Source organism: Ruegeria sp. HKCCD7296 (assembly GCF_013110775.1).
In the GTDB taxonomy this organism is placed as follows: Bacteria; Pseudomonadota; Alphaproteobacteria; order Rhodobacterales; family Rhodobacteraceae; genus Ruegeria.
In genome coordinates this window covers 127646-154447 of sequence record NZ_WVRF01000005.1, presented here as the reverse complement: position 1 = coordinate 154447, position 26802 = coordinate 127646, and the positions used below count along the sequence as shown (strand labels likewise).

Annotated in this window: 21 protein-coding genes; 7 read left to right on the top strand and 14 right to left on the bottom strand. The window is 58.3% G+C overall.

Features of this window, described 5'->3' with window-relative positions:
- Positions 1 to 42 precede the first annotated feature (42 nt).
- The 3 genes from murC to ftsW are packed head-to-tail and all read right to left on the bottom strand — an operon-like array spanning position 43 to position 3709.
- Positions 43 to 1452, bottom strand: a complete 1410-nt coding sequence (gene murC, locus GS632_RS09380) for a UDP-N-acetylmuramate--L-alanine ligase (protein WP_171237246.1) — start codon at positions 1450 to 1452, stop codon at positions 43 to 45.
- Positions 1449 to 2546, bottom strand: coding sequence for a UDP-N-acetylglucosamine--N-acetylmuramyl-(pentapeptide) pyrophosphoryl-undecaprenol N-acetylglucosamine transferase (locus GS632_RS09375; RefSeq protein WP_171237245.1), 1098 nt, complete (start codon positions 2544 to 2546; stop codon positions 1449 to 1451). The genes murC and GS632_RS09375 overlap by 4 nt, the downstream gene beginning before the upstream one ends.
- Complete coding sequence (ftsW, locus tag GS632_RS09370; RefSeq protein ID WP_171175320.1) at positions 2546 to 3709, bottom strand: putative lipid II flippase FtsW; 1164 nt, start codon at positions 3707 to 3709, stop codon at positions 2546 to 2548. Before ftsW ends, GS632_RS09375 begins: the two co-directional genes overlap by 1 nt.
- Before the next feature lie 300 nt (positions 3710 to 4009).
- Between ftsW and GS632_RS09365 the strand changes: the two genes are divergently transcribed.
- Positions 4010 to 5191, top strand: a complete 1182-nt coding sequence (locus GS632_RS09365) for an NAD(P)/FAD-dependent oxidoreductase (protein WP_171237244.1) — start codon at positions 4010 to 4012, stop codon at positions 5189 to 5191.
- Here the strand turns inward: GS632_RS09365 and GS632_RS09360 are convergent.
- The 10 genes from GS632_RS09360 to mraZ all read right to left on the bottom strand — a co-directional run bounded on the left by GS632_RS09360 (position 5188) and on the right by mraZ (position 15279).
- The gene (locus tag GS632_RS09360) at positions 5188 to 5562 is read right to left on the bottom strand and encodes a glycine zipper family protein (RefSeq protein ID WP_171092324.1); all 375 of its coding nucleotides are present in this window, start codon (positions 5560 to 5562) and stop codon (positions 5188 to 5190) included. The two genes, GS632_RS09365 and GS632_RS09360, sit on opposite strands and share 4 nt — an antisense overlap.
- 99 nt (positions 5563 to 5661) lie before the next feature.
- Entirely contained in the window at positions 5662 to 7059 is a 1398-nt protein-coding gene (murD, locus tag GS632_RS09355; protein WP_171721743.1) for a UDP-N-acetylmuramoyl-L-alanine--D-glutamate ligase, read from the bottom strand.
- Positions 7056 to 7601 (bottom strand): AAA family ATPase, encoded by a 546-nt coding sequence (locus GS632_RS09350; protein WP_171237242.1) that lies wholly within the window; start codon positions 7599 to 7601, stop codon positions 7056 to 7058. Before GS632_RS09350 ends, murD begins: the two co-directional genes overlap by 4 nt.
- Positions 7598 to 8680 (bottom strand): phospho-N-acetylmuramoyl-pentapeptide-transferase, encoded by a 1083-nt coding sequence (gene mraY / locus GS632_RS09345; RefSeq protein WP_171175328.1) that lies wholly within the window; start codon positions 8678 to 8680, stop codon positions 7598 to 7600. Before mraY ends, GS632_RS09350 begins: the two co-directional genes overlap by 4 nt.
- A 36-nt stretch (positions 8681 to 8716) precedes the next feature.
- A complete protein-coding gene (gene murF, locus GS632_RS09340) occupies positions 8717 to 10111 on the bottom strand; it encodes a UDP-N-acetylmuramoyl-tripeptide--D-alanyl-D-alanine ligase (RefSeq protein WP_171237241.1) in 1395 nt (464 codons plus the stop codon).
- Complete coding sequence (locus tag GS632_RS09335) at positions 10108 to 11607, bottom strand: UDP-N-acetylmuramoyl-L-alanyl-D-glutamate--2,6-diaminopimelate ligase (RefSeq protein ID WP_171237240.1); 1500 nt, start codon at positions 11605 to 11607, stop codon at positions 10108 to 10110. The genes murF and GS632_RS09335 overlap by 4 nt, the downstream gene beginning before the upstream one ends.
- Before the next feature lie 22 nt (positions 11608 to 11629).
- Positions 11630 to 13417 (bottom strand): penicillin-binding protein 2, encoded by a 1788-nt coding sequence (locus GS632_RS09330; protein ID WP_171175334.1) that lies wholly within the window; start codon positions 13415 to 13417, stop codon positions 11630 to 11632.
- Complete coding sequence (locus tag GS632_RS09325) at positions 13414 to 13782, bottom strand: cell division protein FtsL (RefSeq protein ID WP_171175337.1); 369 nt, start codon at positions 13780 to 13782, stop codon at positions 13414 to 13416. Before GS632_RS09325 ends, GS632_RS09330 begins: the two co-directional genes overlap by 4 nt.
- Positions 13779 to 14771 (bottom strand): 16S rRNA (cytosine(1402)-N(4))-methyltransferase RsmH, encoded by a 993-nt coding sequence (gene rsmH, locus GS632_RS09320; RefSeq protein WP_171721744.1) that lies wholly within the window; start codon positions 14769 to 14771, stop codon positions 13779 to 13781. The genes GS632_RS09325 and rsmH overlap by 4 nt, the downstream gene beginning before the upstream one ends.
- Positions 14772 to 14775: 4 nt before the next feature.
- On the bottom strand, positions 14776 to 15279 hold the full coding sequence (mraZ, locus tag GS632_RS09315) for a division/cell wall cluster transcriptional repressor MraZ (protein WP_171175340.1): 504 nt from the start codon (positions 15277 to 15279) through the stop codon (positions 14776 to 14778).
- Between the two features lie 992 nt (positions 15280 to 16271).
- Here mraZ and GS632_RS09310 point away from each other — a divergent pair.
- Both GS632_RS09310 and GS632_RS09305 read left to right on the top strand, forming a co-directional pair.
- The gene (locus GS632_RS09310; protein ID WP_171175342.1) at positions 16272 to 16496 is read left to right on the top strand and encodes a DUF1127 domain-containing protein; all 225 of its coding nucleotides are present in this window, start codon (positions 16272 to 16274) and stop codon (positions 16494 to 16496) included.
- A gap of 371 nt (positions 16497 to 16867) precedes the next feature.
- Positions 16868 to 17158, top strand: coding sequence for a DUF1330 domain-containing protein (locus GS632_RS09305; protein ID WP_171721745.1), 291 nt, complete (start codon positions 16868 to 16870; stop codon positions 17156 to 17158).
- Positions 17159 to 17162: 4 nt separating this feature from the next.
- Here GS632_RS09305 and GS632_RS09300 read toward each other — a convergent pair whose 3' ends face one another.
- On the bottom strand, positions 17163 to 19619 hold the full coding sequence (locus GS632_RS09300) for an ATP-dependent helicase (RefSeq protein ID WP_171237239.1): 2457 nt from the start codon (positions 19617 to 19619) through the stop codon (positions 17163 to 17165).
- A gap of 180 nt (positions 19620 to 19799) precedes the next feature.
- On the opposite strand from GS632_RS09300, the gene GS632_RS09295 reads away from it, so the two are divergent.
- The 4 genes from GS632_RS09295 to GS632_RS09280 all read left to right on the top strand — a co-directional run bounded on the left by GS632_RS09295 (position 19800) and on the right by GS632_RS09280 (position 26797).
- A complete protein-coding gene (locus tag GS632_RS09295) occupies positions 19800 to 21575 on the top strand; it encodes a diguanylate cyclase (RefSeq protein WP_171237238.1) in 1776 nt (591 codons plus the stop codon).
- A 39-nt stretch (positions 21576 to 21614) separates the two neighbouring features.
- Positions 21615 to 22736 carry an alpha-hydroxy acid oxidase gene (locus GS632_RS09290; protein WP_171721746.1) on the top strand — a complete coding sequence of 374 codons (1122 nt, stop codon included), beginning with the start codon at positions 21615 to 21617 and terminating at the stop codon, positions 22734 to 22736.
- A 161-nt stretch (positions 22737 to 22897) separates the two neighbouring features.
- The gene (locus tag GS632_RS09285; protein ID WP_171721747.1) at positions 22898 to 26335 is read left to right on the top strand and encodes a pyruvate carboxylase; all 3438 of its coding nucleotides are present in this window, start codon (positions 22898 to 22900) and stop codon (positions 26333 to 26335) included.
- 78 nt (positions 26336 to 26413) lie between these two features.
- Positions 26414 to 26797, top strand: coding sequence for an MAPEG family protein (locus GS632_RS09280; protein ID WP_171237235.1), 384 nt, complete (start codon positions 26414 to 26416; stop codon positions 26795 to 26797).
- Positions 26798 to 26802 lie beyond the last annotated feature (5 nt).

The following is a 26802-nucleotide window of genomic DNA, read 5'->3' as shown; positions in this document are numbered from 1 at the left end:
ACGTCAACACACCTTATGGTTGCGCATTAACACGCTGAGATGTCAAACAGCTTGTTTCCTCTGCAACCGCTCTGGAAGCCCGTTAGCCCAGGCACTGATTGTCCCTGCCCCAAGGCAGACGACCATGTCGCCGGGGCGGGCCTGCTCGCGCACCAGACGTTCCAAATCGTTTTCGTCAAAAAGCGCGCGGGCATGGCGGTGGCCGTGGCGGATCAGCCCCTGCACCAGATCATCGCGGCTGGCCCCTTCAATCGGATCTTCACCGGCGGCAAAAACCTCGGCGATGGCCACGACATCCGCATCGTTGAAGCAGGTGCAGAAGTCGTCGAACAGGTTGGACAGACGTGAGTAGCGGTGAGGTTGGTGTACAGCGATGACGCGGCCTTCAGTCGCTTGGCGCGCAGCCTTGAGGACAGCAGCGATTTCGACCGGGTGATGGCCGTAATCGTCGATTATGGTGACACCGTCGACTTCTCCGACCTTGGTGAAGCGGCGGTTGACGCCGCCAAAATTGGCAAGCGCGTCGCGAATCTCAGTCGCTTTCATACCCAGATGGCGGGCAACAGCCACAGCGGACAATGCGTTCGAGACGTTATGGTCGCCAGGCATCGGCAGGGTGCAACCTTCGATCACTTTGTCTTCGTATTGCAGGTGAATGTCGAAATGCGCAACGCCGCTTTTGTAGGTCAGATTCTCGGCCCGCACGTCTGCCTGAGCATTGAAGCCATAGGTGCGCACACGGCGATCCGTGATGCGCCCGACCAAAGCCTGCACCTCGGCATGATCCGTGCAGCAAACGGCCAGACCATAGAAAGGCAGGTTCGAGACGAATTCGTGAAAGCCATCACGCAATTTGTCGAAATCCCCCCAATGCTCCATATGCTCGGGGTCGATATTGGTAACGATGGCGATGGTCGCGGGCAGACGATTGAACGAGCCATCGGATTCATCCGCCTCAACCACCATCCATTCGCCCTGCCCCATGCGCGCATTCGAACCATAGGCGTGGATGATGCCGCCATTGATCACGGTCGGGTCGAAGTCACCCGCCACCATTAGCTCAGCCATCATCGTGGTCGTGGTGGTCTTGCCATGTGTGCCCGCAATTGCGATGTTCGAGCGCAAGCGCATCAACTCGGCCAGCATGTCAGCACGCCGGACAACGGGCAGCCCTTGTGCGCGTGCCTCATCCAATTCCGGATTGCCGGGTTTGATTGCAGTCGAAACAACCACAACCGCAGCGTTTTCAAGGTTTTCAGCCCGCTGCCCGACGAAGATTTCAGCCCCCAAACCCGCCAGCCGATCAGTGATCTTCGATGCCTTCAGGTCCGAGCCCTGCACCCGATACCCCAGATTCAAAAGCACCTCGGCGATCCCGGACATCCCGATCCCTCCGATCCCGACAAAGTGGATCGGTCCTACGTCTTGCGGCAGTTTGGTTGCAGGATTCATGCGGTCTCCTTCTGCGCCAGTTGTTCGACAAGTTGCACCAGACGCTCGGTCGCGTCGGGGGCACCGGTCGAAAGGGCGGCATGGGCCATTTTCTGTGCGGCTTCGGGGTTGGTCAGAACCGTGGTGATTTGCTGCGTCAAGGCGCGAACGTCAAGCGCATTTTCAGGGATCATGATCGCACCGCCCGCCTGCACCAAGCCACGCGCATTGGCGGTTTGGTGGTCTCCGGCAGCGGCGGCAAACGGGACCAGGATCGAGGGTCGCCCAATAACCGAGATATCGGCCACGCTGGATGCACCCGAACGCGAAATGACCAATTGGGCGTCCGACATGCGACGGGGCACGTCTGCAAAAAAGGTCTGAACTTCGGCGCGGATGCCATAATCATTGTAGAACGCCGTCACACGCGCGCTGTCCTCATCCCGGGCCTGATGTGAAACGCGGATGTGGTTACGGATGTTTTCAGGCAAGGCGGCAAGGGCCTCGGGCACCACATCGCTCAGGATACGCGCGCCTTGTGAGCCGCCCATGACCAAAATCGACATCGGATAATCGCCGGGTGGAATGTATCCCGCGGCGGCGCGGTCCAGAACGGCGGCGCGTACCGGATTGCCGGTGTGGACGCCCTGTGCGCCCTGGGGCAGATCGGTTGGCCAGACACCGCATGCAACCTGTGCAACGCGAGTGGCGAACAGCTTGTTCACACGGCCCAACACACCGTTCTGTTCATGGATCATGCGCGGGATTTTCAGCAGCGTTGCCGCGCCCAGCGCCGGGATCGACGGATAGCCACCAAACCCGACAACCACGTCGGGCTTATTGCGCATCATCTGAAACGCCATGCTGGTCACGCCGCCCACGATCTTGGGGCCGACCAGCGCCTTGGCTGCTAAACCGCCGCGCGCAAAGGTGGCCGAGGACACCTCGGTAATCTCGGTCGCATCCGGGAAGGCGCCGGTATAGCGCGCACCGCGTGCATCGGTGGACAGGCGCACGCGCCAGCCCTTGTGCAGCAATGCCTCGGCCAGGGCCTGAGCGGGGAACATGTGGCCCCCGGTTCCGCCAGCCGCAATCAACAAGTAAGGGTTCCCCATTATCCTCGTCCGCGCAGAATATCGCCAAGCTCGCCCTGCGGACGGGTTCGGGTGAAAGCCAACAACATCCCGATGGCAATACCGCCCGCAATCAGCGACGAACCGCCATAGCTGACAAAAGGCAACGTCATGCCCTTGGCGGGCAACAGGCGCACGGCGACGCCCATGTTGATCATCGCCTGAACGCCAAACATACAGGCCAATCCGGTGCCTGCCAGGCGAATGAACATGTCCCGTTCACGCATTAGCCGCAGCAGCGACCGCACGACAATCAGCGCATAGAGCGCGATGATAATCAGCACCAGGATCAAGCCGTATTCCTCAGCCGCGACAGCAATGATGAAATCGGTATGGGCATCGGGAAGCGACCATTTCACCTGCCCTTCCCCGACACCAACGCCGAACAACCCGCCTTCGCGAATGGCGTTGGTGGCATAGCCCAGCTGGGTGGTCGGATCGACCTCTTGGTTCAGAAAGCCATCGATGCGGCGGGCAAAGTGTTCGGAATTTGAATAGGCAAACATACCTGCCAACACCACCGCGCCAGCCATTCCGACCAGTAAAAGCATCGGGGCACCGGCCACGAAATACATCACGCCCCAGCCGAACAGGATCAGGCAGGCCTGACCGAAATCGGGCTGCATCACCAACATCCCTACGATCGACATGCACAGCGCAAAGGACCAGATACGCCCCGGAGGGCCATTGATCTCTTGCGAGGCCGCCAGCAACCATGCGGCCACGACAATGAAACCGGGCTTCAAGAATTCGGACGGTTGCAGAGAGGCAAAGCCCAACGAATACCAGCGGACAGCACCTTTGCCAAAATCGGTTCCGAAGACCGGCAGAAAAACCAGCGCCACAAATGACACCAAAAACCCAAGAACGGCCAGACGCCGCACCAAGGTCGGTGACATCATCGATGTCAGCAGCATCGCAATCAGCGCCAATCCGCCGAAGATGGCCTGACGTTCGACATAATGGAAAGGATCGAACCCGTTGCGTCCGGCCAGCGGCGGCGATGAGGCCAAGCCCAGCAGCAACCCAATGGTAAAAAGGATCAGAACGCAGGACATCGTCCAGCGATCAATTGTACGCCACCACTTCGGTAGAATCGGTTCTCCGCGCTGGTCCTGGACCGCGCCATACACCATCTCAGTCATGAGATACCGCCACTCTCTGCCTCGTTCACGTCCCGTTTTCGGGATCTGTTTGAGAGTCTACAGGGATTTTGGCGTTTGGGCTAGTAGGATGAAGAGCAGCTTTGAAAATCTGTGCAGCAAATAATGGTTCCGTGGTCCTGGGCTGCGCCCAATCGTGAAATAGAGAACCAGAAGGAACACGATTTGATGAGCTGTTGGCACGCACAGGCAAGAGTGGAAAGACGATGGAGCTTAAGAATAATTTAGCGATTGATTGTTCCGCCACTTGCTATCCTATCCAAACAACGCCATCCCCCGCCCATGACCTTCGATACGATCATCCTTGGGGCCGGTGCGGCCGGTATGATGTGCGCAGCCCATTGCGGCGGGCGCGTATTGGTGATCGATCACGCCAAGGCAGCGGGCGAAAAGATCCGCATTTCGGGCGGCGGGCGCTGCAACTTCACCAACATGTATGCAGGACCGGGTAACTTTCTGTCGCAGAACCCGCATTTCTGCAAATCCGCACTGGCGCGCTATACCCAGTGGGATTTCATCGATTTGGTCGGTCGGCACGGCATCGCGTGGCACGAGAAAACACTGGGGCAGCTGTTTTGTGATGGGTCATCGAAGCAGATCATACAGGTGCTGCTGGACGAGATACGCGATGCAGGAGCAGAGCTGTGGGTGCAAACGTCTCTGCGCGATCTGAGCAAGACCGAAAGCGGGTTTGCACTGGAGGTCGAACGCGACGGGCAGCGTCAGCACCTGACCTGCGCCAATCTGGTGCTGGCCACCGGCGGCAAGTCGATCCCGAAAATGGGCGCGACCGGGTTGGCCTATGACATCGCCGGGCAATTCGGCTTGCGCGTGACCGACACGCGCGCCGCGCTGGTACCGTTCACCTTCTCGGATGGTCGATTCAAAGACTTGTCCGGTGTTTCCCTGCCCGCTCGGCTGTCGAACGACCGCACCAGCTTTGACGAGGCGCTGCTGTTCACGCATCGCGGGCTTAGCGGGCCGTCGGTGTTGCAGTTGTCATCCTACTGGTCCGAGGGTGAGGCGATCCGGGTAAACCTTATCCCCGATTTGCCGCTGTTCGATCTGTTGCGGACACAGCGTCAGAGCGGTGGGCGAAAGGCTTTGACAACCGAACTGGCGCGCCATCTGCCGGCCCGGTTGGTAGACTATCTGAGCAAGGTTATTCAGATGTCCGGGAACCTTGCGGATCAGTCAGATGCGAAACTTTCTGAGCTGACCACAGCCTTATCCGAGTGGTTGCTGGTGCCATCGGGAACCGAAGGGTATCGCACGGCCGAAGTCACGCTGGGCGGGATCGATACCGAAGATTTGTCTTCTAAAACCATGGAGGCCAAGGATGTCCCTGGCCTCTACGCGATTGGCGAAGCGGTGGATGTCACCGGCTGGTTGGGTGGCTACAATTTCCAGTGGGCATGGTCGTCAGGCCATGCCGCTGGTGTTGCCATTGCCGCCAAGGATTAACCGACGACGTTATACCCGCGCCCGCGCATACAGTTTCGCACGATCACTTCCTGATTCTGAGTGTTGTTGATCGCGCTTGCACCAGCACCGATCAGCGCACCGGCTGCTGCTGCCCGACCCAGATCACTGGCGCTGTTGTCAATGATTGCAGTGGTTGCCGCAGCACCGGCCGCGCCGATGGCAGCGGCGCCTGCAGTGTTGCTGTCGAGCGTCGGCTGAGATCGCGCCAGCGCCTGACAATTGGCCAGATCGGACTGATAATTAGGCCCTACCGCCCCGTCGATGATCGGGACATAGTTCGCCCCGCTATTGGCGCAGGCTCCGGCCAGCGCAACGACAGGAAGAGCGAAGAAAATTTTGCGTGCAGACATATCCGCTACCTCTTTGTGAACTGAAGGTGACGCAACCTTACTTCCCACAAAGTGTCAATCTGATTGGGAAAAGTCCAGATCAACCGGCAGAGCGTCGCCTTACGTCAGCCGCTTACGCACTTGTTCGGTAAAGTCATCGCCGCGTCGCTCGAAATTGTCATATTGATCGAAACTGGCAGCCGCCGGTGCCAACAACACCGTGTCACCCTCTTCCGCGTCTTCGATAGCTTGCGCTACGGCGGCCTCCATCGTGGTACAAACCAGGGCGTCCGCTTCCAGTTGCATCGCAAAACCAGCCGCTTCGCGACCGATCACGTAAGCTTTGCGCACCTGATCCGCTGCCGTGTTCAGAGCTGCGATACCGCCCTCTTTCTCAAGTCCACCGCAAATCCAGCGGATATTCTTGAACGCGCTCAACGCCTTCAAGGCACTGTCGATATTGGTCGCCTTCGAATCGTTGACGTAAGTAACCCCACCCGCTTCGGCAATGATCTGGCTGCGGTGCGGCAGGCCCGGATAGGACTGCAGCGCATCCTCGATCACGCGCGGGGCAAGTCCCAGCGACCGGCAGGCGGCGTAGGCCGCGCAGGCGTTTTGATGGTTATGCGCACCGGGCAGACCTTTGATCGCGCGCAGGTCGATGGAACCTGCCTGACGCCCCTTGCGGTATTCCGACAAGAAACCTTTGCGAGCAAACACCTGCCACCCCGGACCTGTCAGTTTGCGCGCAACCGAGATACGGATCACCCGGTCATCCGTTGGCCTTTCGGCCAGTTGCCCGGCCAGAAACGCACCTTCGATCTCATCAATGCCAATGATTGCGCGGTCTGGCCCGCCTTCGGCAAACAGGCGTCGTTTGGCCGCGAAATAGCCGCCCATGCCGCCGTGGCGGTCCAGATGATCGGGCGAAAGGTTGGTGAACACAGCAACGTCGGGAGTCAACGCACGGGCCAACTCGGTCTGATAGCTGCTGAGTTCCAGCACAACAACCGAACCGTCACCACCCGGATCGATATCCAGAACCCCGCGTCCGATATTGCCTGCCAACTGTGCCTCACGCCCGGCCTCGGTCAGGATGTGGTGGATCAACGCCGCCGTGGTGGACTTCCCGTTCGAGCCCGTCACTGCAATCACGCGCGGCGGCGTGTCGTAGTTGTTCCATTCCGACCCCGCGAAGGAACGGAAGAACAGGCCGATGTCGTTGTCCACCGGCACGCCAGCGTCCAAAGCCGCGGAAACGACCGGGTTCGGTTCAGGATAAAGATGCGGAATGCCCGGTGAGACGATCAGCGACGCAACGCCATCAAACGCGCCGTGTTTGCGCAGATCGACGCAGGTGAACCCCTCGCCTTCGGCAGTTTCACGAGCTGCCGGGTTGTCGTCCCAGCACACAGGCTCGGCCTTGCCAGCACGCAAGGCGCGTGCTGTCGCCAAGCCCGACCGGCCCAGCCCCAGAACTGCAACTTTTTGCCCTGAAAAGCCTTTGACCGGGATCATGTCTTACTTCCTTCGTCTAGCTGTGCCTCAAGCCAATCCGCCCGTTCTTCGACAGGTCGCTTTGGAACAAGGGTGGTCTTGAAACCAAGTTTGGGCAAGCGGTCGCACAAACCCTCATATTCCGCAAGAGCGTCAACAAGATCGTGCTGACGCTGACTGTCTTTCACATAGATTTCAGGCCATGGCGGGAACAGAAAAATCTGACGGTCATAGTCAAGCCGGACAATCCGATCTTTCAAGGCTTTGTCCAGATCAGTGTCAGTACGCTCAAACCAGATCAAGGCGTCCAGTGCCGATCGGTCGAATAGAACCAAACCGTCCGGGGCTTGGGTCATGTCGTTGAAAGCCGTCTCGATGACTTTCCGGCAAAACGCTTCGGTATTTGACCAGGGCAAGGCGGTTCCACCGACCTGCTGTTCCGCGATTACGACTCGGCGGCCGGGTTCTATGACAGTCGCATAGCCGCGCCGCGCCATCTCTTGCAGGAGGGTGGATTTACCGCCTCCTGAACAGCCTGACAGCACAATGCGACGTTTGCTCACCGTACCTTCAGCGTTGCCAGTCCGATCATCGCCAGGATCAGCGAGATGATCCAGAAACGGATGACGATGGTCGGTTCAGCCCAGCCTTTTTTCTCATAGTGGTGATGGATTGGGGCCATGAGGAAAACCCGCTTGCCGGTGCGTTTGAAGTAGAGGACCTGAATGATGACGCTCAACGCCTCGACCACGAACAGACCGCCAACCACGGCCAGAACAAGCTCGTGCTTGGTGGCGACGGCAATCGCACCCAGTGCACCACCCAGTGCCAATGAACCGGTGTCACCCATGAAGACCGCCGCAGGCGGTGCGTTGTACCACAAAAAGCCCAAACCGCCGCCGAACAAAGCAGCCGTAAAGATCAATATCTCACCGGTTCCGGGCACGTAGTGCACGTCCAGATACTCGGTAAAGTCCACACGTCCGACCGCATAGGCAATGATTCCAAGGGTCGTGGCGGCAATCATTGCGGGCATGATCGCCAACCCGTCCAGACCGTCAGTCAGGTTTACTGCATTGGCAGCCCCCACGATCACAACGACCGCGAACGGAATATAGAACAGGCCCAAATTGACCAGAGTGTCCTTAAATACCGGCACCGCCAGCTGGTTCTGCAACGCCTCGGGATGGTGCAAAGATGCCCAGAGCGAGGCCAGAACCGCAATGATAATGCCCAGCGCCAGACGCATCTTGCCCGAAACACCCTTGGTGTTCTGCTTCGACACCTTGGCGTAGTCATCCGCGAACCCGATGGCCGCATAGGCCAAAGTCACAAACAACACCATCCAGACATAGGGATTGTCCCACCGCGCCCAGATCAAGGTCGACGTCACAAGGGCACCTACAATCAGCAACCCACCCATGGTGGGCGTGCCTGCCTTGGAAAAATGTCCCTCGGGGCCGTCATCGCGGATCGGTTGACCTTTGCCCTGTCGCTTGCGCAGAACATTGATCAGGGGTTTTCCGAACAGGAACCCAAAGATCAGCGCCGTCATAAAAGCACCGCCCGCGCGGAAGGTGATATAGCGGAAGAGGTTCCAGAAATCCCCTCCGTCCGACAGGGCGGTCAACCAATACAGCATGACAATACCTTTCTCACACGCGACGTCTGGGCGCGATCACCCATCAAGCGCGCTCCCTTGCCCCATTTTGCGCAGACCGTCAACAATCGTAGCCAGCGCCATGCTGAGAGAACCCTTTGCCAACACCGTGTCGCCATCGCAGATCAATGAGGGCAAGTGTTCGGCCATCTCAGCACTGGTTTCGAACCAGAGCCCGCGCTTGTCATCGGGTAGCGCCTTGTGCATGGCCTGCATCAACGGGCCGATGCAATGCACCTGATTTACTTTCCCCATGGCTGCAACATTCGCCATTTCGGCGTGCATCGCCACTTCCTGCGAGCCCAGTTCCTTCATGTCGCCCAAAAACGCGATGCGGCGGGTACCTTGCGTGGCAGCCAACACGTCCAGCGCGGCCTCCATCGAGGTCGGATTGGCGTTGTAGCTGTCGTCCAATAGTTCGATTTGGCCACCACCAGACAACGGCAAGTTTTCGCGTACGCCGCGCCCCTTGACCGGCGACCACGCTCGCAGTCCCGCGATCGCCTGATCCAGATCGACACCCAGTTCCACGCAGGCCGCCAGAGCCCCAAGCGCGTTCATGGCAAAATGGGTGCCGGCAGAGTTGACCTCAAAGCGGATGAGTTGATCACCAACAGTGGCCTGAGCGTTCACGGCGTTGGACGCTTGCTGCACATCGATCAAACGATAATCCGAAGCCTTGCGGCCAAAATCGACGATCCCCGCCCCGCGGTCCTGGGCACTTTGACGCAGAATTTCTGCGTGCTCGATGTCTGCATTGACAATCGCAGCCCCGCCGGGCTCCAACCCTTCGAAGATCGCCGCTTTTTCATGGGCGATGCCTGCGACCGAAGCAAAAGCTTCCAGATGCACCGCCGCGACAGTCGTGACCAACGCCACGTGCGGACGGGCCTGTTTGGCCAGAGGAGCAATCTCGCCCGGGTGGTTCATGCCGATCTCAATCACGGCATACTCAGTATCGCGCGGCATCCGCGCCAAAGTCAGCGGTACACCCCAATGGTTGTTGTAGCTGGCCACGCTGGCATGGGTCTTGCCTTGGGCTTCAAGAATTTTCGCCAGCATTTCTTTGGTCGAGGTCTTGCCGACGCTGCCCGTGACACCCACTATGCGCGCATCCGTTCGCGCACGGGCCGCCTGCCCCAAGGCTTCGAGACCTGCCTGCACGTCGTCAACGACCAGCAACGGTGCCCCTTCGGGGACACCTTCGGGAATGTGAGAAACCAGCGCAGCCCCGGCGCCTTTTTCCAACGCCTGCGCGACAAAATCATGACCGTCCCGCGCGGCTTTAAGCGCCACGAACAGATCGCCGGGCTGAAGGGTGCGAGTGTCGATCGATACACCATTTGCGATCCAGTCACGCGTGACCTGACCGCCTGTCGCTTCAACGGCCTCGGATGCTGTCCAGAGTGTCATGCAACCCTCCCGTCAAGCGCGGCCACAGAAATACTGGCCTGTTCAACGTCATCAAAAGGCAGAACCTGATCCCCTACGATTTGTCCGGTTTCGTGGCCCTTGCCTGCGATCAGCAGCGCATCGCCCTGTTGAAGCGCATTGATGCCGCGCAGAATAGCCTCGGCACGGTCGCCGACCTCGGTCACACTGGCCTGACCTGTGGCCTCAAGCGCACCTTCCATGACGGCTGCACGGATGGTGGCCGGGTCTTCGTTGCGTGGGTTGTCATCTGTTACAAACACGACATCAGCATGGTTCGCAGCCGCCTTACCCATCAGAGGGCGCTTGGTCGCATCACGGTCCCCGCCTGCCCCAACGATGGCGATCAGACGCCCCATAACATGCGGGCGCAGCGCCTTGAGGGCCGTGGCCACAGCATCGGGCGTATGCGCGTAATCCACAAAAACCGTTGCACCGTTGTCGCGCGTAGCTGCCAGTTGCATCCGCCCCCGTACGGTCGTCAGATATGGCAGAGTTTCAAAGACCCGCTCAGGGCTGTCGCCGGCGGCGATGACCAACCCGCAGGCCAGCAAGATATTTTCAGCCTGAAACCCGCCGATCAGATTCAGACGCGTCTGGAAGGTTCGGCCTTGCCAGGAAAAGCGCAGGTCCTGTCCTGTGGCGTCAAACCGCTGATTGATCAGGCATAAATCGGCATCGCCAAGACCAACGGTCAGCACCGATTGGCCTCGCGACTTTGCGATCCGCTGGACCTGCGCGCCCTTAGGGTCACTCAGATTGATCACCGCTGTACCGTCTTGCGGCAACACGCGGTCGAACAGCCCAGCCTTGGCGGCAAAATACGCCTCGAAGGTTTCGTGATAGTCCAGATGGTCCTGAGTGAAGTTTGAAAACCCTGCGGCTGTCAGGTGCACGCCATCCAGGCGGCGTTGCTCCAGGCCATGGGACGATGCTTCCATCGCGGCATGGGTCACATCATTTTCAGCTGCCTCTGCCAGACAGCGATGCAGGGTGATTGGTTCAGGGGTGGTGTGGGCCAGCGGTGCGGTCCATGCACCCTCGACCCCGGTCGTACCGAGGTTGACAGCGGCGTGGCCCAGCTCAGTCCAGATCTGGCGCACAAAGGTGGCAACAGATGTTTTGCCGTTGGTACCGGTGACGGCGACGATGGTCTGCGGTTGTGCTCCAAACCACAACGCGGCTGCACCGGCCAGCGCCTGACGCGGGTCTTCGACCACAATAAGTGCCGCGCCTGATTCAGAAAGCTCGGCTTCGGCGATCTGGGCCCCTTCGGCATCTGTCAGGATCGCGGATGCTCCCATTCGAAGGGCGTATTGGGTGAACTCCCCTCCATGCACCCGCGTGCCGGGAAGGGCCGCGAACAGGAAGCCGTCTTTCACTTCACGGCTGTCAACAGCCAAACCTGTGATGTCGGGGTTTGCGCCCCCGCGCGCGGTCAGGGCCAGTTGGTTGAGTTTCTTTGTCCTTGTGCCCATGACCCACCTCTTGCCGGACAGCCTAGTTTGAGGTCAGCGTTATAGCAGCGCCCGCCTCAGGCTCAAGCCGAGGACGCAGGCCCAGCAAGGGTGCGACGCGACCAATAAGTTCGGCGGCAACAGGCACGGCGGTCCAGCCCGCAGTGCGGCGCTTTTCGCCATATGCCAGGATCGAAGGTTCGTCCAATGTGACGATCAGAACGTATTTCGGATCATAGGCCGGAAAGATCGTCGCGAAGGTCGCTATGACTTTGTCATCGTAATACCCGCCACGCGGCTTTGGCTTGTCCGCTGTGCCGGTTTTGCCAGCCACGTCATAGCCTTTGACCTCAGCAAAGCTGGCGGTGCCGTCTGTCACCACTTTACGCAACATTTTCTGGGCCTGGCTTGCGGTGTTTTCCGACATGACCCGAGGGCCGTATTGCGGGCCGTTTTTCCGCAGAATGGTCGGGCTGACATAATGCCCGCCATTGGCAATGGCCGCATAACCGGCCGCCAGATGCATCGGGCTGGTCGACAGACCATGACCGTAGGAAATGGTTACAGTGCTCAGTTCACCCCATTTTTTGGGCTTGAGCGGTACGCCACCTTTGGCCTCGACAATTTCAAACGGTGTTGGATCGAACATGCCCAACGTGTTCAGGAAATCCTGCTGTCGCTGCGCACCGATCTGCAACGCCAAACGGCCCGTACCCCGGTTCGAGCTGTGTACGATCACGTCCGCAACGCTGATCTTGCCGTAATTCTTGCCGTTGAACTCTCCGATCGGAAAACGACCGATCTTCATAGGGCCCGACGTGTCGATGATGGTATTGGAATTCACAAGCCCCAGTTGCACGGCCTGCGCTGCAGTGAAAATCTTGAAGACCGAGCCCAGTTCATAGACACCTTGTACATAGCGGTTGAACAGTGGGCTGTCTGATGGATCAAACCCCGAGGTCGGCGGGCGCGGGCGGTCATTTGGATCAAACGAGGGCAGCGACGCGGCTGAGACAACCTCACCCGTGTGTGCGTTCATCAGAACGGCCGAGGCCCCCTTGGCGTTCATGATCTTCATACCGCCATAGAGCACCTGTTCCACAGCCGCCTGGATGGTCAGGTCCAGCGACAATTGCAGCGGCTTGTTGCCGTTGGCCGGGTCACGCAGATAGTCGTCGAACTGTTTCTCGACACCTGCAACACCAATTACTTCGGCGGCACTGACGCCCTCACGACCAAAGCCGGACCCGCCCAGAATATGCGCGGCAAGCTTGCCGTTGGGATAAAGGCGCATTTCACGTGGGCCAAAAAGAATCCCCGGATCGCCGATGTCGTGCACGGCTTGCTTCTGTTCGGGTGAGATGCGTTTTTTGATCCACAGGAACTTACGCTTGCCGGTGAAGTCCTTGACCAGACGCTCTTTGTCCAGATCCGGGAAGATTGCCACCAACTGATCTGCGGCGGCGATCGGATCGATCATCAGGGGCGGCTGCGCGTATACCGAATAGGTGTCCAGATTTGTTGCCAGGATGCGCCCTTCGCGGTCAACGATATTGGCGCGCTGCATGGCAATGGTCGCACCCGGCGCACTTGCTACTGGCTCCTGCGCCTCGGACGTGGCCAGCATACCCATGCGGGCACCAACAACCGAGAAAGCGCAGAAGAAGAAGAAGCCCAGCACCAACAGGCGCCCTTCGGCGCGGGCGCGGGCGCGGTCTTTCATATCCTCGTGGCGTTTGCGGATGTTTTCCCGTTCAATCGCCTTTGGATTTTCACCTCGGGCGCGAGCATCAAGAATTCGGGCCAGGGGGCGCAGAGGCGTGCGTGTCATGGAATCTGCACCTCGCCCAACGCCTTAATGTCAGTGATGGCCTGCAACTCAATCGGATCAACGATGGGCAGATCGGGGTCTTCGGCATAGGCAATCTGATCGGCACGCCCAAACTGCTCCGCCCGCAGCGGCAACAGTCCCAGACGCTCAAAGTTCAAATCTGCCAATTCGCGCAGTCGGTCAGGGCGGTTCAGATAGGCCCATTCCGCGTTCAAAACGGCCAGCCGTACCTGCGCCATGCCAATCTCGCGCTGGAGTTTCTGCGTTTCTTTAACCACCTGTTGGGTGCGGTAGTTTTCCTGATAGGCCCACAGCGCCAATCCAAAAACGGACAGAGCGGTCAACACATACAAAATACTCTTCATTTTGCCCTTCCCCCCAGTTGCGGCATCCCTATGGCGCGGGCCTCAATTTCCCCTGCCGGTGCCTCAGTTCGGATTGCCACGCGCAGTTTGGCCGAGCGCGCACGCGGGTTTTCCTGCAATTCCAGCTCATCCGGGCCTACGGCCTTACGGGTCTTCAGCGTGAATTGCGGCTGATCCTGCTCGATTTCAGGCGCGTAACGGTTCGCACGCCCTGTCTTACCCGCGCGGGATTGAAAGAACCGCTTGACCATCCGATCCTCTATGGAATGGAAGGTCACAACGGCCAGTTGCCCGCCAGGCTTTAATGCCCTTTCCGCGGCCATCAATCCCTGAAACAGCTCTTCATATTCGGCATTGACCGCGATCCGCAGCCCTTGAAAGCTGCGTGTCGCCGGGTGCGATTGCCCGGGCTTGGGGCGCGGCAGGCAGGACTCGATGATCTCGGCCAAACGCAGGGTCGTAGTGATTGGTTCTTCGCTTCGCGCCTTCACGATGGCCTTGGCGATCCGACGGCTCGCGCGTTCCTCACCGAAATGGAACAGAATATCCGCCAATTGCGCCTCGGTCGCCTCATTCACCAGATCGGCGGCGCTTTCGCCTACCTGACTCATGCGCATGTCCAAGGGGCCGTCTTTCATGAAAGAAAACCCACGCTCGGCCTGATCCAGCTGCATCGAAGACACACCAAGATCCAGCACCACACCATCCAGATCCTGCGCGTATTCGTCCATCCGCGAGAACACACCGGGCTGCATCACCAACCGGTCGCCATACTCTCCTGCCCAATCAGCGGCCATTTCAAAGGCCAGCGGATCACGGTCGACGCCAATCACCTTGTCTGCCCCTGCATCCAGCAACCCGCGCGTATATCCGCCTGCCCCAAAGGTGCCATCCAGCCAAACACCCGATACCGGAGACACTGCGGCCAGCAGTGGGCGCAGCAGAACAGGGATATGGGGTTTATCGGAGGGAGGGACAGCGCCGGACATGCCGTCACGCGTCCCCGATGCCATCGAGGTAGACCATCGGGTCGAAATCGTCGGGCAGATCGTCCATCCACTCTTCAGCCTTGGCCAGTTCTTCAACATTGTAGGTTTCGGGCTTCCAGATCTGGAAGGTGTCACCCGCGGCGATAAAGAAGGCCTCATTCTCAAGGTCAATCTTGTTGCGCAGCTTGGCAGGCAAGACCAGACGTCCGGTTTCATCCACGTTTGTCGGGAAGGACTGACCGTGGAACATGCGTTGCAGCATCTTACGCTCCATCGACCCACGTGGCAGAGCGTCGATTTTGGCGTCAACCTCGTCAATCGCCTGCATCGTATAACATTCAAGGTATTTGCGGCGGTGGTCGCCGTAGACGATCACAAGCTCTGGATTGTCACCGGGCTGCCAGTTGGGATCGGACGCTTCAAGCACACGGCGAAACGAGGCCGGGATCGAGACCCTGCCCTTCGTGTCCACCTTATGGTGGCTTTCACCTCTAAACCTGCGCGCCAAGACGACTGTCCCTTTCGCTTGCGCCCCACCTCAAAATTCACGTTCCCCCCGATGAAAAACGGCGAGTTGATCTGCTGCCACTGATCAACCCGCCGCATTGACCCGCTTTGCGGGATGTCCAGCTGCACGCGCCACCTGGGGGGATGTCTGCTCGCCCGCGCGCCGGATCTCTTGGTTGATGAAAGCGAGATGCCTGTATGAAACCTGATTAGTATTTTTGGTTCGGGGTCGTTTGGTGCCCCTGCTGCCTCGTCCTCATCGGATGTACAAGGGATGCCATGGGAATTCATGGAAATCAACAGGAATTTTTCCAACCGTGTTGCATGAAACACGGCTTCGACATGACCAAATGTGGAAGATTCGCCACCAAGGCACTACAAATAGAAAATTTTAAATTTGAACATCAATATATAGACAAATGCTCGATGGAAAAAATTTCCCACGTTTTCCCGTTTTTTCTGAAGTTTTCGCTTAGGCTGGATTTTTTGGCTCGCTGCGGACAGTCGTCACATCGAATCGTAACTCAAAAAAACTAGAGATTTAGGCCGCGATTCCCCGCTCAAACCAGAACCGCCCATAAATTCCCGTAAGCTGACCCAGCTCAAGCAAGGAAGCGGGGCTTGGGTCCCGCTCCACCCCAGAAACCCGGAATCATCAAGACGACGCCACCTCGCTAAATGTCATTCCAGGGATCCACCGAAACGTCAGGCACTGGCTGTCCACGATATAAGTCGCACAAATTCGCGCCGAATGCGCTCAATTCAAAGGCAGGCCACAGCAGCGCCTTTTTCAGGCCTTCAAAGGCACCCCATGGTAAAACCTATATTTTAAAGGTGTATATCTCTGTGTCGGGAAAAACCAAACCAATCTATGCATTTGCTGCATAGCAGCATTGATGAAGTGACCCATTGTGCAATTGCAGCATTTGCCTATCTTCAGGCTCAAGCAAACGCCGAATGACATCGGTAACGCAAGACAGACGGATGATGAAAATGGCAATCGCAAGCACACATACAGCCCCCAAGAGCGCACCGGCGTTCGGATTGAGCACACTGGTCGAAACCGCCAAGACCCGCTTTGCACGCTATCGCATGTACCGTCAGACTGTGAATGAACTGTCCAGCCTGTCGAACCGCGAACTGGCCGACCTGGGCCTGCACCGTTCGATTATCCGCCGGGTCGCAATGCAGGCGGCAGAAGACAACACCGCGCGTTAAGCGCACCAGAGATACCGAGATCAGGCCCTTCCTCCTCCCATTAGGGTCTGTAATCAGCGGCAACGTCTTTCCTCCTCCCTGACGTTGCCGCACCCTATACCGGCCTCAAGATGCCGGAACGTGATACATCGAGGCTCTCCTCCTCCCTGCCTTGATGTTGAAAGCGCGCGGCGAGGTCGTCCTCCTCCCTGACGTCGCCGCGTCTTCCCCATACCGGGCTCAAACCCGGGTTCGTATACATCAGGGCTCTCCTCCTCCCTGCTCTGATGTTGACAAGACGGCGGTTCCCTCCTCCTCCCTGGGAACCGCCGTTTTTTGTTTTTCTGACACTGGTGTAAGATGGCCCTCTGATTTCTGATCCGGAGGACGCCATGGCCGCCTATTTCATCGCGCAGATCGACATCCACGACCCGGGTGGGTATCAGGATTATCTGGCGGGGTTCATGCCGATCTTTGATCGTCACGGCGGCCGTTTGCTCACCGTTTCTTCCAAACCGGTCGAACGTATCGAAGGCGATTGGCCGGAAGGTGGAATTGTGCTGATGGAGTTTCCGGACCTTGCCGCAGCGAAAGCCTGGAAAGATGACCCCGACTACATCGCACTGGCAACGATCCGACAGGCCACGGCATCGACCAATCTGGTTCTTGTTGAAGGATTATGATGCCTTAGAACGGAACGTCATCTTTGTTGGTCAGGAATCGTGACACCACTTTCTTGGTGCCCGCCTTATCGAAATCGACCTCGACCTTATCGCCCTCGATACCGATGACCGCGCCATAGCCGAATTTCTGGTGGAAAACGCGCTCACCCAGCGTGAAGCTGGCCAGGGCGGTGGCGTCGATCACCGTGTTCCGACTTTCGCGGGGTTGTGACATGCCATATTGCCCCTGCCGCGCTTGCATCCGTTTCCAGCCCGGTGAGTTATAGACATTGGCTTCGGCTGCGCGGGATTCGATTCCCGCTGTCTGGTGCCCGCCGCCATAGAGGCCGGGAGGAGTCAGAACCTCTACATGCTCTTCCGGCAATTCGTCGATGAAACGCGAAGGCATCATCGATTGCCAACCTTTGAAGTCACCCGAGAATATCAACCTATTTGAAGCAAACGAAATTGTGCAGACTTCCTCCGCTCGAGTGATACCGACATAAGCTAGGCGTCGTTCTTCCTCGAGCCCCTTCAACCCAGCTTCGTCCATTGAACGCTGTGATGGGAAAAGTCCCTCTTCCCACCCAGAAAGAAAAACGGCAGGATATTCCGAACCCTTGGATGCATGAAGGGTCATTATGGAGACCTTGGGCTCGTCACCGTCCTGCTCGTTATCCATTACTAGACTGACATGCTCCAGAAACCCTTGCAGGTTTTCAAACTCACCCAAGTGGTTGACCAACTCCTTAAGATTTTCCAATCGCCCGGCAGCCTCGTGATCGCGGGGCTTACGTGGCGGCCTCGGGTCCATCGTCAGTTCTTCATCGGAAAGAGGTTTTAGGAAGCTTTCTGTGTAACCACTTTCGTCAAGAATGATCTGAGCCAACTCGACGTGTGACAACTCAGGGGTGCCATATCGGACCGGTCCGGTTGCGTCATCAATCACGGAGTCATCGTCAATTTCAATCGTCGGACCACGCGTCAAAGCATTCCAGCGCGCAAGTCCTTCAACTAGTTCCCGCAAAGATGCAGCGCCTTTCCCCTTGATCAAACTTCTGTCAACCGCGATACGTGCGCTTTCGACCAGAGATTTACTTTCTTCCCGAGCGATGCGTTGGATAGTTTGCTGAGCCTTCTCCCCTAAACTACGTTTCGGTGTGTTTACGATTCGCTCAAATGCCAAATCATTGTCAGGACTAACCACGACTCGGAAGTAAGCAATAGCATCTCTTATTTCCAATCTGCGGTAGAAAGGCACGCCACCAATAACTCTGTAGGGCATGCCGATTTTCAGAAACCTATCCTCAAGCACTTTCATTTGATGGGTGGCTCGGACCATTATCGCGATTTCTTCAAGCTCGAAAGGCCTCATACCGCGCGTGCCAGTTTGCATTGCGTCGATCTCTTCGCAAATCCAGCGCGCTTCCTCTTCAGCATCCCAATGGCCGATCAGGTTGACCTTGTGGCCGTCTTCGGCGTCGGTCCAGAGCTCTTTGCCCAGCCGGTTTTCGTTGCCTCGAATGACGTTCGATGCAGCTGCTAGAATATGCGGGGTCGAGCGGTAGTTCTGCTCCAGCCGCACCACATAAGCGCCCGGGAAATCCTTTTCGAACCGCAAGATGTTGCCCACTTCGGCCCCGCGCCAGCCGTAAATCGACTGATCGTCGTCCCCCACACAACATATATTTTTGTGCCCACCGGCCAGCAGTCGCAGCCACAAATATTGAGCAATGTTGGTGTCCTGATACTCGTCCACCAGAATGTAGCGGAACCAGCGCTGGTATTGCTCCAACACGTCCGGATGGGTTTGGAAGATCGTGACCATGTGCAGCAGCAGGTCACCGAAATCTACCGCATTCAACTCTCGCAGGCGCGTCTGGTATTGAGCGTAAAGCTCGATGCCCTTGTTGTTGTAGGCCCCGGCATCGGCAGAAGGCACCTTGTCCGGTGTCAGCGCGCGGTTTTTCCAATCGTCGATGATACTGGCCAGCAAGCGCGCAGGCCAACGCTTGTCATCTATGTTCGCCGCCTGAGTAAGCTGTTTCAGCAGTCGCTTTTGATCATCGCTGTCCAGGATCGTGAAGTTCGATTTCAGATCGACCAATTCCGCGTGACGGCGCAGCAGCTTGACACAGATCGAGTGGAACGTGCCCAACCACGGCATCCCTTCGGCAGGCTGGCCCAGCAAGCGACCGACACGCTCTTTCATCTCACGCGCGGCTTTGTTGGTAAACGTCACCGAAAGAATCTCATTCGGACGGGCCCGTGCCGTGTTAAGCAAGTGCGCGATCCGGGCCGTCAGAGCCTTGGTTTTGCCCGTCCCTGCCCCAGCCAACATCAGAACCGGGCCATCCAGATGTTCGACCGCCTCCCGTTGCGCCGGGTTCAGCTCATCCAGATAGGGCGAAGGGCGCACGGCCATTGCCCGCGCCGACAGCGATGCGCCCTCGAAGGCGTCCATTTCGTCAAAACTGCTCATGGATCCAAACTACGCTGGATCAGCCCGGAGGGAAAGAGTTTGTTCACGGCTTGTTCACAGGCTTTTAACACTTCTTTTTGCATTAATTCGAAACAAAGAAACGACTATCGCCGCTCAAAAGTTAACCCACTGTCAAACTCAGGGCCGGATGCTGATCCCATTGCTGTGGGAGCGGGAAAGATGGAACAGACGAATCCGACGACAGGATCATCGCGTTTGAAAATGGTGGGTGCGGGCCTGATGCTGGTAGTTCTGACGGTAGCAGCCGGTTGGGGCATCTACGCGGTCCCGGCACCGGTGGTGGATCGCATGCTGGAAGCAGACCTGCGCAAAAGCGCCGTGCGGCTGAGCCGTCAGGTCGAAAGCAATTTAAGCAGTCTGGAGGCGACATTCCGCGATCATTCGCTCAGCCCGCATGACCAGGATTTTCTGAATCTGTTGCCAGAAACCTCGGACATCTACCGGTTCAAACTGTTCGATGCATCAGGCAACGTATTTTGGTCGACCCGCAGCAGTGACGTTGGCTCGGTGAACACAAAACCTTACTTTAAGTCTGTCGTTGCCGCCGGCGGCCTTTATTACAAACACGAAGAGAAACCTATCACGGAAATTGACTCCTTTGACCCCGATCCCCGCGGGAATAAGGGGCTGAACAGCCGTCATGTCGCCGAGGTCTATACACCGATTATCAAAGATGCGACGTTTCTGGGGGCAATCGAATTCTATTCGGACATCACGGACCTAAGGAATCTGTTCATCACTCGGGTGCGCTTGTCTCTGGCTATCCTCAGCGGAGTGGCGTTGCTGGCCCTGACAACTGTGATCCTGATTGTCCACCGCACCAACCTGCGTCAAGTGCGCGACCTTCGCAAACGAGCCGTGAAAGAGCGGGAATTGATGGACGAACAGCTGCGCTTGGCCCGCGAAGTACGCTTGCTGGGTGAGTTGAATGAATGGCTGCAATCCAGTCGATCGCTGGATGAGCTGTTCGATATGGTGTCACGCTTCATGACCCACATCCTGCCCGAGGCAGAGGGCAGCGTTTATGTCTATTCCAACTCTCGCGATGTTCTGGACGGTTGCGCCAGCTGGAATGGCGGCACGCACAAGTCGCATATTCACCCCGAAGGCTGCTGGGGATTGCGGCGTGGACGCACCTATGAATTCGGCGCATCCGAGATCGACTTTGTCTGTGAACACGCCGAACCGCATGATGGGCGACCCTATTTCTGTTTTCCCATCCTCGCGCATGGCGAAACCGTCGGCCTGCTGCATCTTAGGGCGCTTGCCGGGCGTGACGCATGTTTTCACAAAAGTCGTAAACTCGCGCAGCTGTGCGCCGAGCAGATCAGCATGGCCATTGCCAACGTCAGAATGCGCGATCAATTGCATGACCAATCGGTACGCGACCCTCTGACTGGCCTATTCAATCGTCGTCACTTGACGGAAACGCTACGCAAGTCGATCAGCCGCAGCCAAAAGACCGGAGCGGCGCTGAGTCTGATCGCCGTGGACGTGGATCATTTCAAAAAGTTCAACGACACGCATGGGCACGACGCAGGTGACATGGTCTTGCGTGCGGTTGGGGCCGCGCTGGAACAGGGCTGCGACCGCGACGAGGTGGCCTGCCGCATCGGCGGTGAAGAATTTATGTTGATCCTACCCGACAACACCCCCGAAGACGCTGTGACCCGCGCAGAGCAGCTGAGACAGGCAGTCGAAGCCGTCACCGTCCGCTATGGCGAAAAGGCCTTGCCCCGCATCACCATCTCGGTCGGGGTGGCGCATTACCCGAAGCACGGAACCATGCCACAGGATCTGATGCGCGCGGCCGACGATGCGCTTTATGCGGCCAAGGACAAAGGGCGCAACCAGGTTGAGGTAGCCAGCGAAACCCAGAATCAGGTCAAGCGACCCCTCGCCAAAGGCAAACAGACCCACCCGGACGCGGCCTAATACCCTTGCCGAATCACGCTTCGGGTCGGATCAATCCGCATGGACCTGCACAGCACCTTTCCCGGTATACCGGATTTGAAACGTCACGCGCGCCGCCGCCTGCCGCATTTCGTATGGGAATATGTCGAAAGCGGTACGGGGGCGGAAACGACTCTGACACGAAATCGAAAGGCGCTGGATGACGTCCGCCTTTCGCCCTCGATCCTGCACGGCGAACTGGAATTTGATACATCGAGGACCTTACTGGGCTGTGATTACCCTTTGCCATTTGGAATAGCGCCGATCGGGATGTCCGGGTTGGTCTGGCCCGACGCGGAGCGCCTGTTGGCTCAGGCAGCCGCGGAGGAAGGGATTCCATATGCGCTGTCCACCGTGGCCAGCCAAAGCCCTGAGGACCTGGCACCACACCTGGGACCAAACGCCTGGTTTCAGCTTTACCCGCCGCGCGACCCAGACATTCGCAAGGATATGTTGGGTCGGGCGCATCAGGCCGGGTTTCGAACCCTTGTGCTGACTGTGGATGTCCCAGTAGCCTCACGCAGGGAACGACAAACCCGCTCGGGCCTGAGGCAGCCACCAAAGCTGACGCCGCGTTTGCTGGCACAGATTGCGACAAAGCCCGCTTGGGCCATGGGTATGCTGCGCAATGGCGTGCCGCATATGCGCACTCTGGACAAGTATATCGAAGATCCGGGCGATCTGCCGCCGACGGCCCATATTGGGTACCTGTTGAGGACATCACCGGGGTTGGACTATGTATCGTGGCTGCGCGATCATTGGGACGGAGGCTTTGTGGTCAAAGGCATCTTGCGTCCCGAAGATTCTGACAGACTGGAACGGGTGGGTGTGGACGCCCTGTGGGTCTCGAATCACGGAGGTCGCCAATTTGACGCAGCCCCGGCCAGCATTGAAGCTCTTCCAGCTATTCGCGACGCCACCAATTTACCGCTAATATTTGACAGCGGTATCGAAAGTGGCCTGGATGTACTGCGCGCGCTTTCCCTAGGCGCCGATTTTGTCATGCTTGGGCGCGCTTTTTTGTACGGGTTGGCGGCACTTGGCCCTTGCGGCCCCGCGCATGTCATCGATGTTCTGAGACAGGATCTGCACGCAAATATGGGTCAGATGGGTCTGGCGGCACTGTCTCAAATTGAGAGATGATGTTAATAATTTGATGCTGCAGCGCGGCATGCGTATAAGGCTACAGCGGCCAAAGGGCGTTTGCGAGCGGTAACATGCCGGTTCTACCCAGAAGAACGGATATACCTGCGCGTATTGTTCGCCCAATAACACGCCCAAACACATAAAGACCGGGACTTAATATGACAGACTTCACCAAGATCCTGATCGCCAACCGCGGCGAGATTGCCATTCGCGTCATGCGCGCAGCGAACGAGATGGGCAAACGCACTGTTGCTGTCTTTGCCGAAGAGGACAAGCTTGGCCTGCATCGTTTCAAGGCCGATGAGGCCTATCGCATTGGCGAAGGCATGGGCCCGGTTGCTGCATATCTGAGCATTGACGAGATTATCCGCGTGGCCAAGGAGTGTGGCGCGGACGCGATCCATCCGGGCTATGGCCTGCTGTCCGAGAACCCGGATTTCGTGGATGCCTGTGTGCAGAACGGGATCACCTTTATTGGCCCCAAAGCCGAAACCATGCGCGCCCTGGGAGACAAAGCCAGTGCGCGGCGTGTGGCGATTGAGGCTGGCGTTCCGGTCATCCCCGCAACCGAAGTGTTGGGTGATGACATGGACGCGATCCGGGCCGACGCCGCCGAGATCGGTTATCCGCTGATGCTCAAGGCCAGCTGGGGCGGTGGTGGTCGGGGTATGCGCCCGATCGAGTCCGAGGACGAATTGGAAGAAAAGGTGCTGGAAGGCCGTCGCGAGGCCGAAGCCGCCTTTGGCAATGGTGAGGGCTATCTGGAAAAGATGATCACCCGCGCCCGCCACGTCGAGGTTCAGATACTGGGCGACAAGCATGGTGAGATTTATCACCTTTATGAGCGTGACTGCTCGGTCCAGCGCCGCAACCAGAAGGTGGTCGAACGCGCCCCTGCCCCATACCTGTCCGAAGAGCAGCGCGCTGAGATCTGTGAACTGGGGCGCAAGATCTGCGCCCATGTGAACTATGAGTGCGCGGGCACTGTCGAGTTCCTGATGGATATGGAAACCGGCAAGTTCTACTTCATCGAAGTGAACCCGCGCGTGCAGGTGGAACACACTGTCACCGAGGAAGTCACCGGTATCGACATCGTTCAAGCACAGATTCTGATCGCTGAAGGCAAGACCCTGGCCGAAGCCACCGGCGCTGCCAGCCAGGCGGATGTGCATCTGAACGGCCATGCGCTGCAGACCCGGATTACGACCGAAGACCCACAGAACAACTTCATCCCCGACTATGGCCGCATCACCGCCTATCGCTCAGCCACCGGCATGGGCATTCGTCTGGATGGCGGCACCGCCTATGCGGGCGGGGTGATCACGCGGTATTACGACTCGCTGCTGACCAAGGTGACGGCCAAGGCCCCGACGCCTGAGGCCGCGATTGCCCGCATGGACCGCGCCCTGCGTGAATTCCGCATTCGCGGTGTCAGCACAAATATCGACTTTGTCATCAACCTGCTGAAACACCCGACCTTCCTGTCGAACGAATACACCACCAAGTTCATCGACACGACACCCGATCTGTTCGCGTTCAAGCGCCGCCGCGACCGGGGCACCAAGGTTCTGACCTATATCGCGGACATTACGGTGAACGGGCACCCCGAGACCAAGGATCGCCCCGAACCGCGCGCCGACTTGAAAGAGGCCAAACCCCCCGCGCAAAAGGCCGAACCACAAATGGGCACCCGCAACCTGCTGGAGCAAAAGGGCCCGCAGGCCGTGGCCGATTGGATGAAGGCGCAGCGTCAACTGCTGATCACCGACACCACCATGCGCGACGGGCATCAGTCACTGCTGGCGACCCGGATGCGGTCGATCGACATGATCAAGGTTGCTCCGACTTATGCGGCCAACCTGCCGCAGTTGTTCAGTGTAGAATGTTGGGGCGGCGCAACGTTCGACGTCGCCTATCGGTTCCTGCAGGAATGCCCGTGGCAGCGTTTGCGCGACCTGCGCGAAGCGATGCCGAACCTGATGACCCAGATGCTGCTGCGTGGAGCAAACGGGGTCGGCTACACCAACTACCCCGACAACGTGGTGCAGGAATTCGTACGCCAGGCGTCCAAGAACATTGATGTCTTCCGCGTGTTCGACTCGCTGAACTGGGTTGAGAACATGCGTGTGGCGATGGACGCTGTCGTCGAGAACGGCAAGATCTGCGAAGGCACGGTTTGCTACACGGGCGACATCCTTGACCCGGATCGGGCCAAGTACGACCTGAAGTATTATGTCGGCATGGCGAAAGAGCTGCGCGACGCAGGTGCGCATATCCTTGGCCTGAAAGACATGGCGGGTCTGTTGAAACCGGCCTCGGCCAAGATCCTGATCCGCGCGCTGAAAGAAGAGGTCGGCCTGCCGATCCATTTCCACACCCATGACACCGCCGGTATCGCCAGCGCGACCATTCTGGCCGCGTCCGATGCGGGTGTGGACGCCGTGGACTGCGCGATGGACAGCTTCTCGGGCAACACGTCACAGGCAACGCTGGGCACCGTGGTCGAGGCCCTGCGCCACACCGACCGCGACACCGGGTTGGACATCAAGGCAATCCGCGAGATCAGCGACTACTTCGAAGCGGTTCGCGGTCAGTATGCGGCCTTCGAATCCAGCCTGCAGGCCCCGGCGTCCGAGGTCTATCTGCACGAGATGCCCGGGGGTCAGTTCACCAACCTCAAGGCGCAGGCGCGTAGCCTGGGTCTGGAAGAGCGCTGGCACGAGGTCGCCCAGATGTATGCCGACGTAAACCAGATGTTCGGTGACATCGTAAAGGTGACACCCTCATCCAAGGTTGTTGGCGACATGGCGCTGATGATGGTCAGCCAAAACATGACCCGCGAACAGGTCGAGGACCCGGCAACTGACGTCGCCTTCCCCGACTCGGTCGTGGACATGATGCGCGGCAATCTGGGTCAGCCTCCGGGTGGGTTCCCCGACACCATCATCAAGAAGGTGCTGAAGGACGAAGCCCCCAACACAGAACGCCCCGGCAAGGACGTGCCTGCGGTTGATCTGGAAGCCACCCGCGCCGAACTGTCCAAGCAGCTGGAAGGCAAAGACGTCGATGACGAGGACCTGAACGGCTATCTGATGTATCCCAAGGTGTTCCTGGACTACATGGGACGTCATCGGATCTATGGCCCTGTCCGAACTCTGCCTACACGCACCTTCTTCTACGGCATGGAGCCGGGCGAAGAGATCACGGCTGAGATCGACCCCGGCAAGACGCTGGAGATCCGCTGTCAGGCGATAGGCGAGACCGATGAAAACGGCGAAGTCCGCGTGTTCTTTGAACTGAACGGCCAACCCCGTGTCATCCGGGTACCGAACCGGATGGTCACATCAAGCACCCAGGCGCGGCCCAAGGCTGAAACCGGCAACCCCGATCACGTCGGCGCGCCAATGCCGGGGGTCGTGGCAACGGTTGCCGTAACTGCGGGACAAGAGGTCAAGGAAGGCGACATGCTGTTGACCATAGAGGCGATGAAAATGGAAACCGGCATCCACGCCGAACGCGACGCAACCGTCAAAGCCGTTCACGTGCAACCAGGCGGCCAGATCGACGCAAAAGACCTGCTCGTCGAACTGGAATAAGCCGTCGAACCAGCTAAAGTTCAAAGGGCCGTGCGGGAAACCGTGCGGCCCTTTTCAATGCTGGAACGGAGACAGACCATGCTTGCAATCACACCGATCTACGCGGCCCTGATCGCAATCCTGTACGTAGCGCTCAGCGTCAAAGTGATTCTACAGCGCCGTAGCGACAAAATCTCGGTCGGAGATGGCGGCAGCAAACTTATGATCAAGGCGATACGCACGCATTCCAATTGCGCCGAATACGCACCCATCAGCCTTTTGCTGATCGCAATGGTAGAGTTGCAAGGCGCAGGTAGCCTGACGTTACACGTGTTGGGCCTGATGCTGTTGGCCGGGCGTCTGTTGCACGCATACGGTTTTGGCAGAACGCCGCAGATCGTCATTCTGCGACAGCTTGGAATGGGGCTGACGTTCACAGCAATATTGGTAACCGCGATCGCGAATCTGGTCCTGGCCCTCTGACTGTA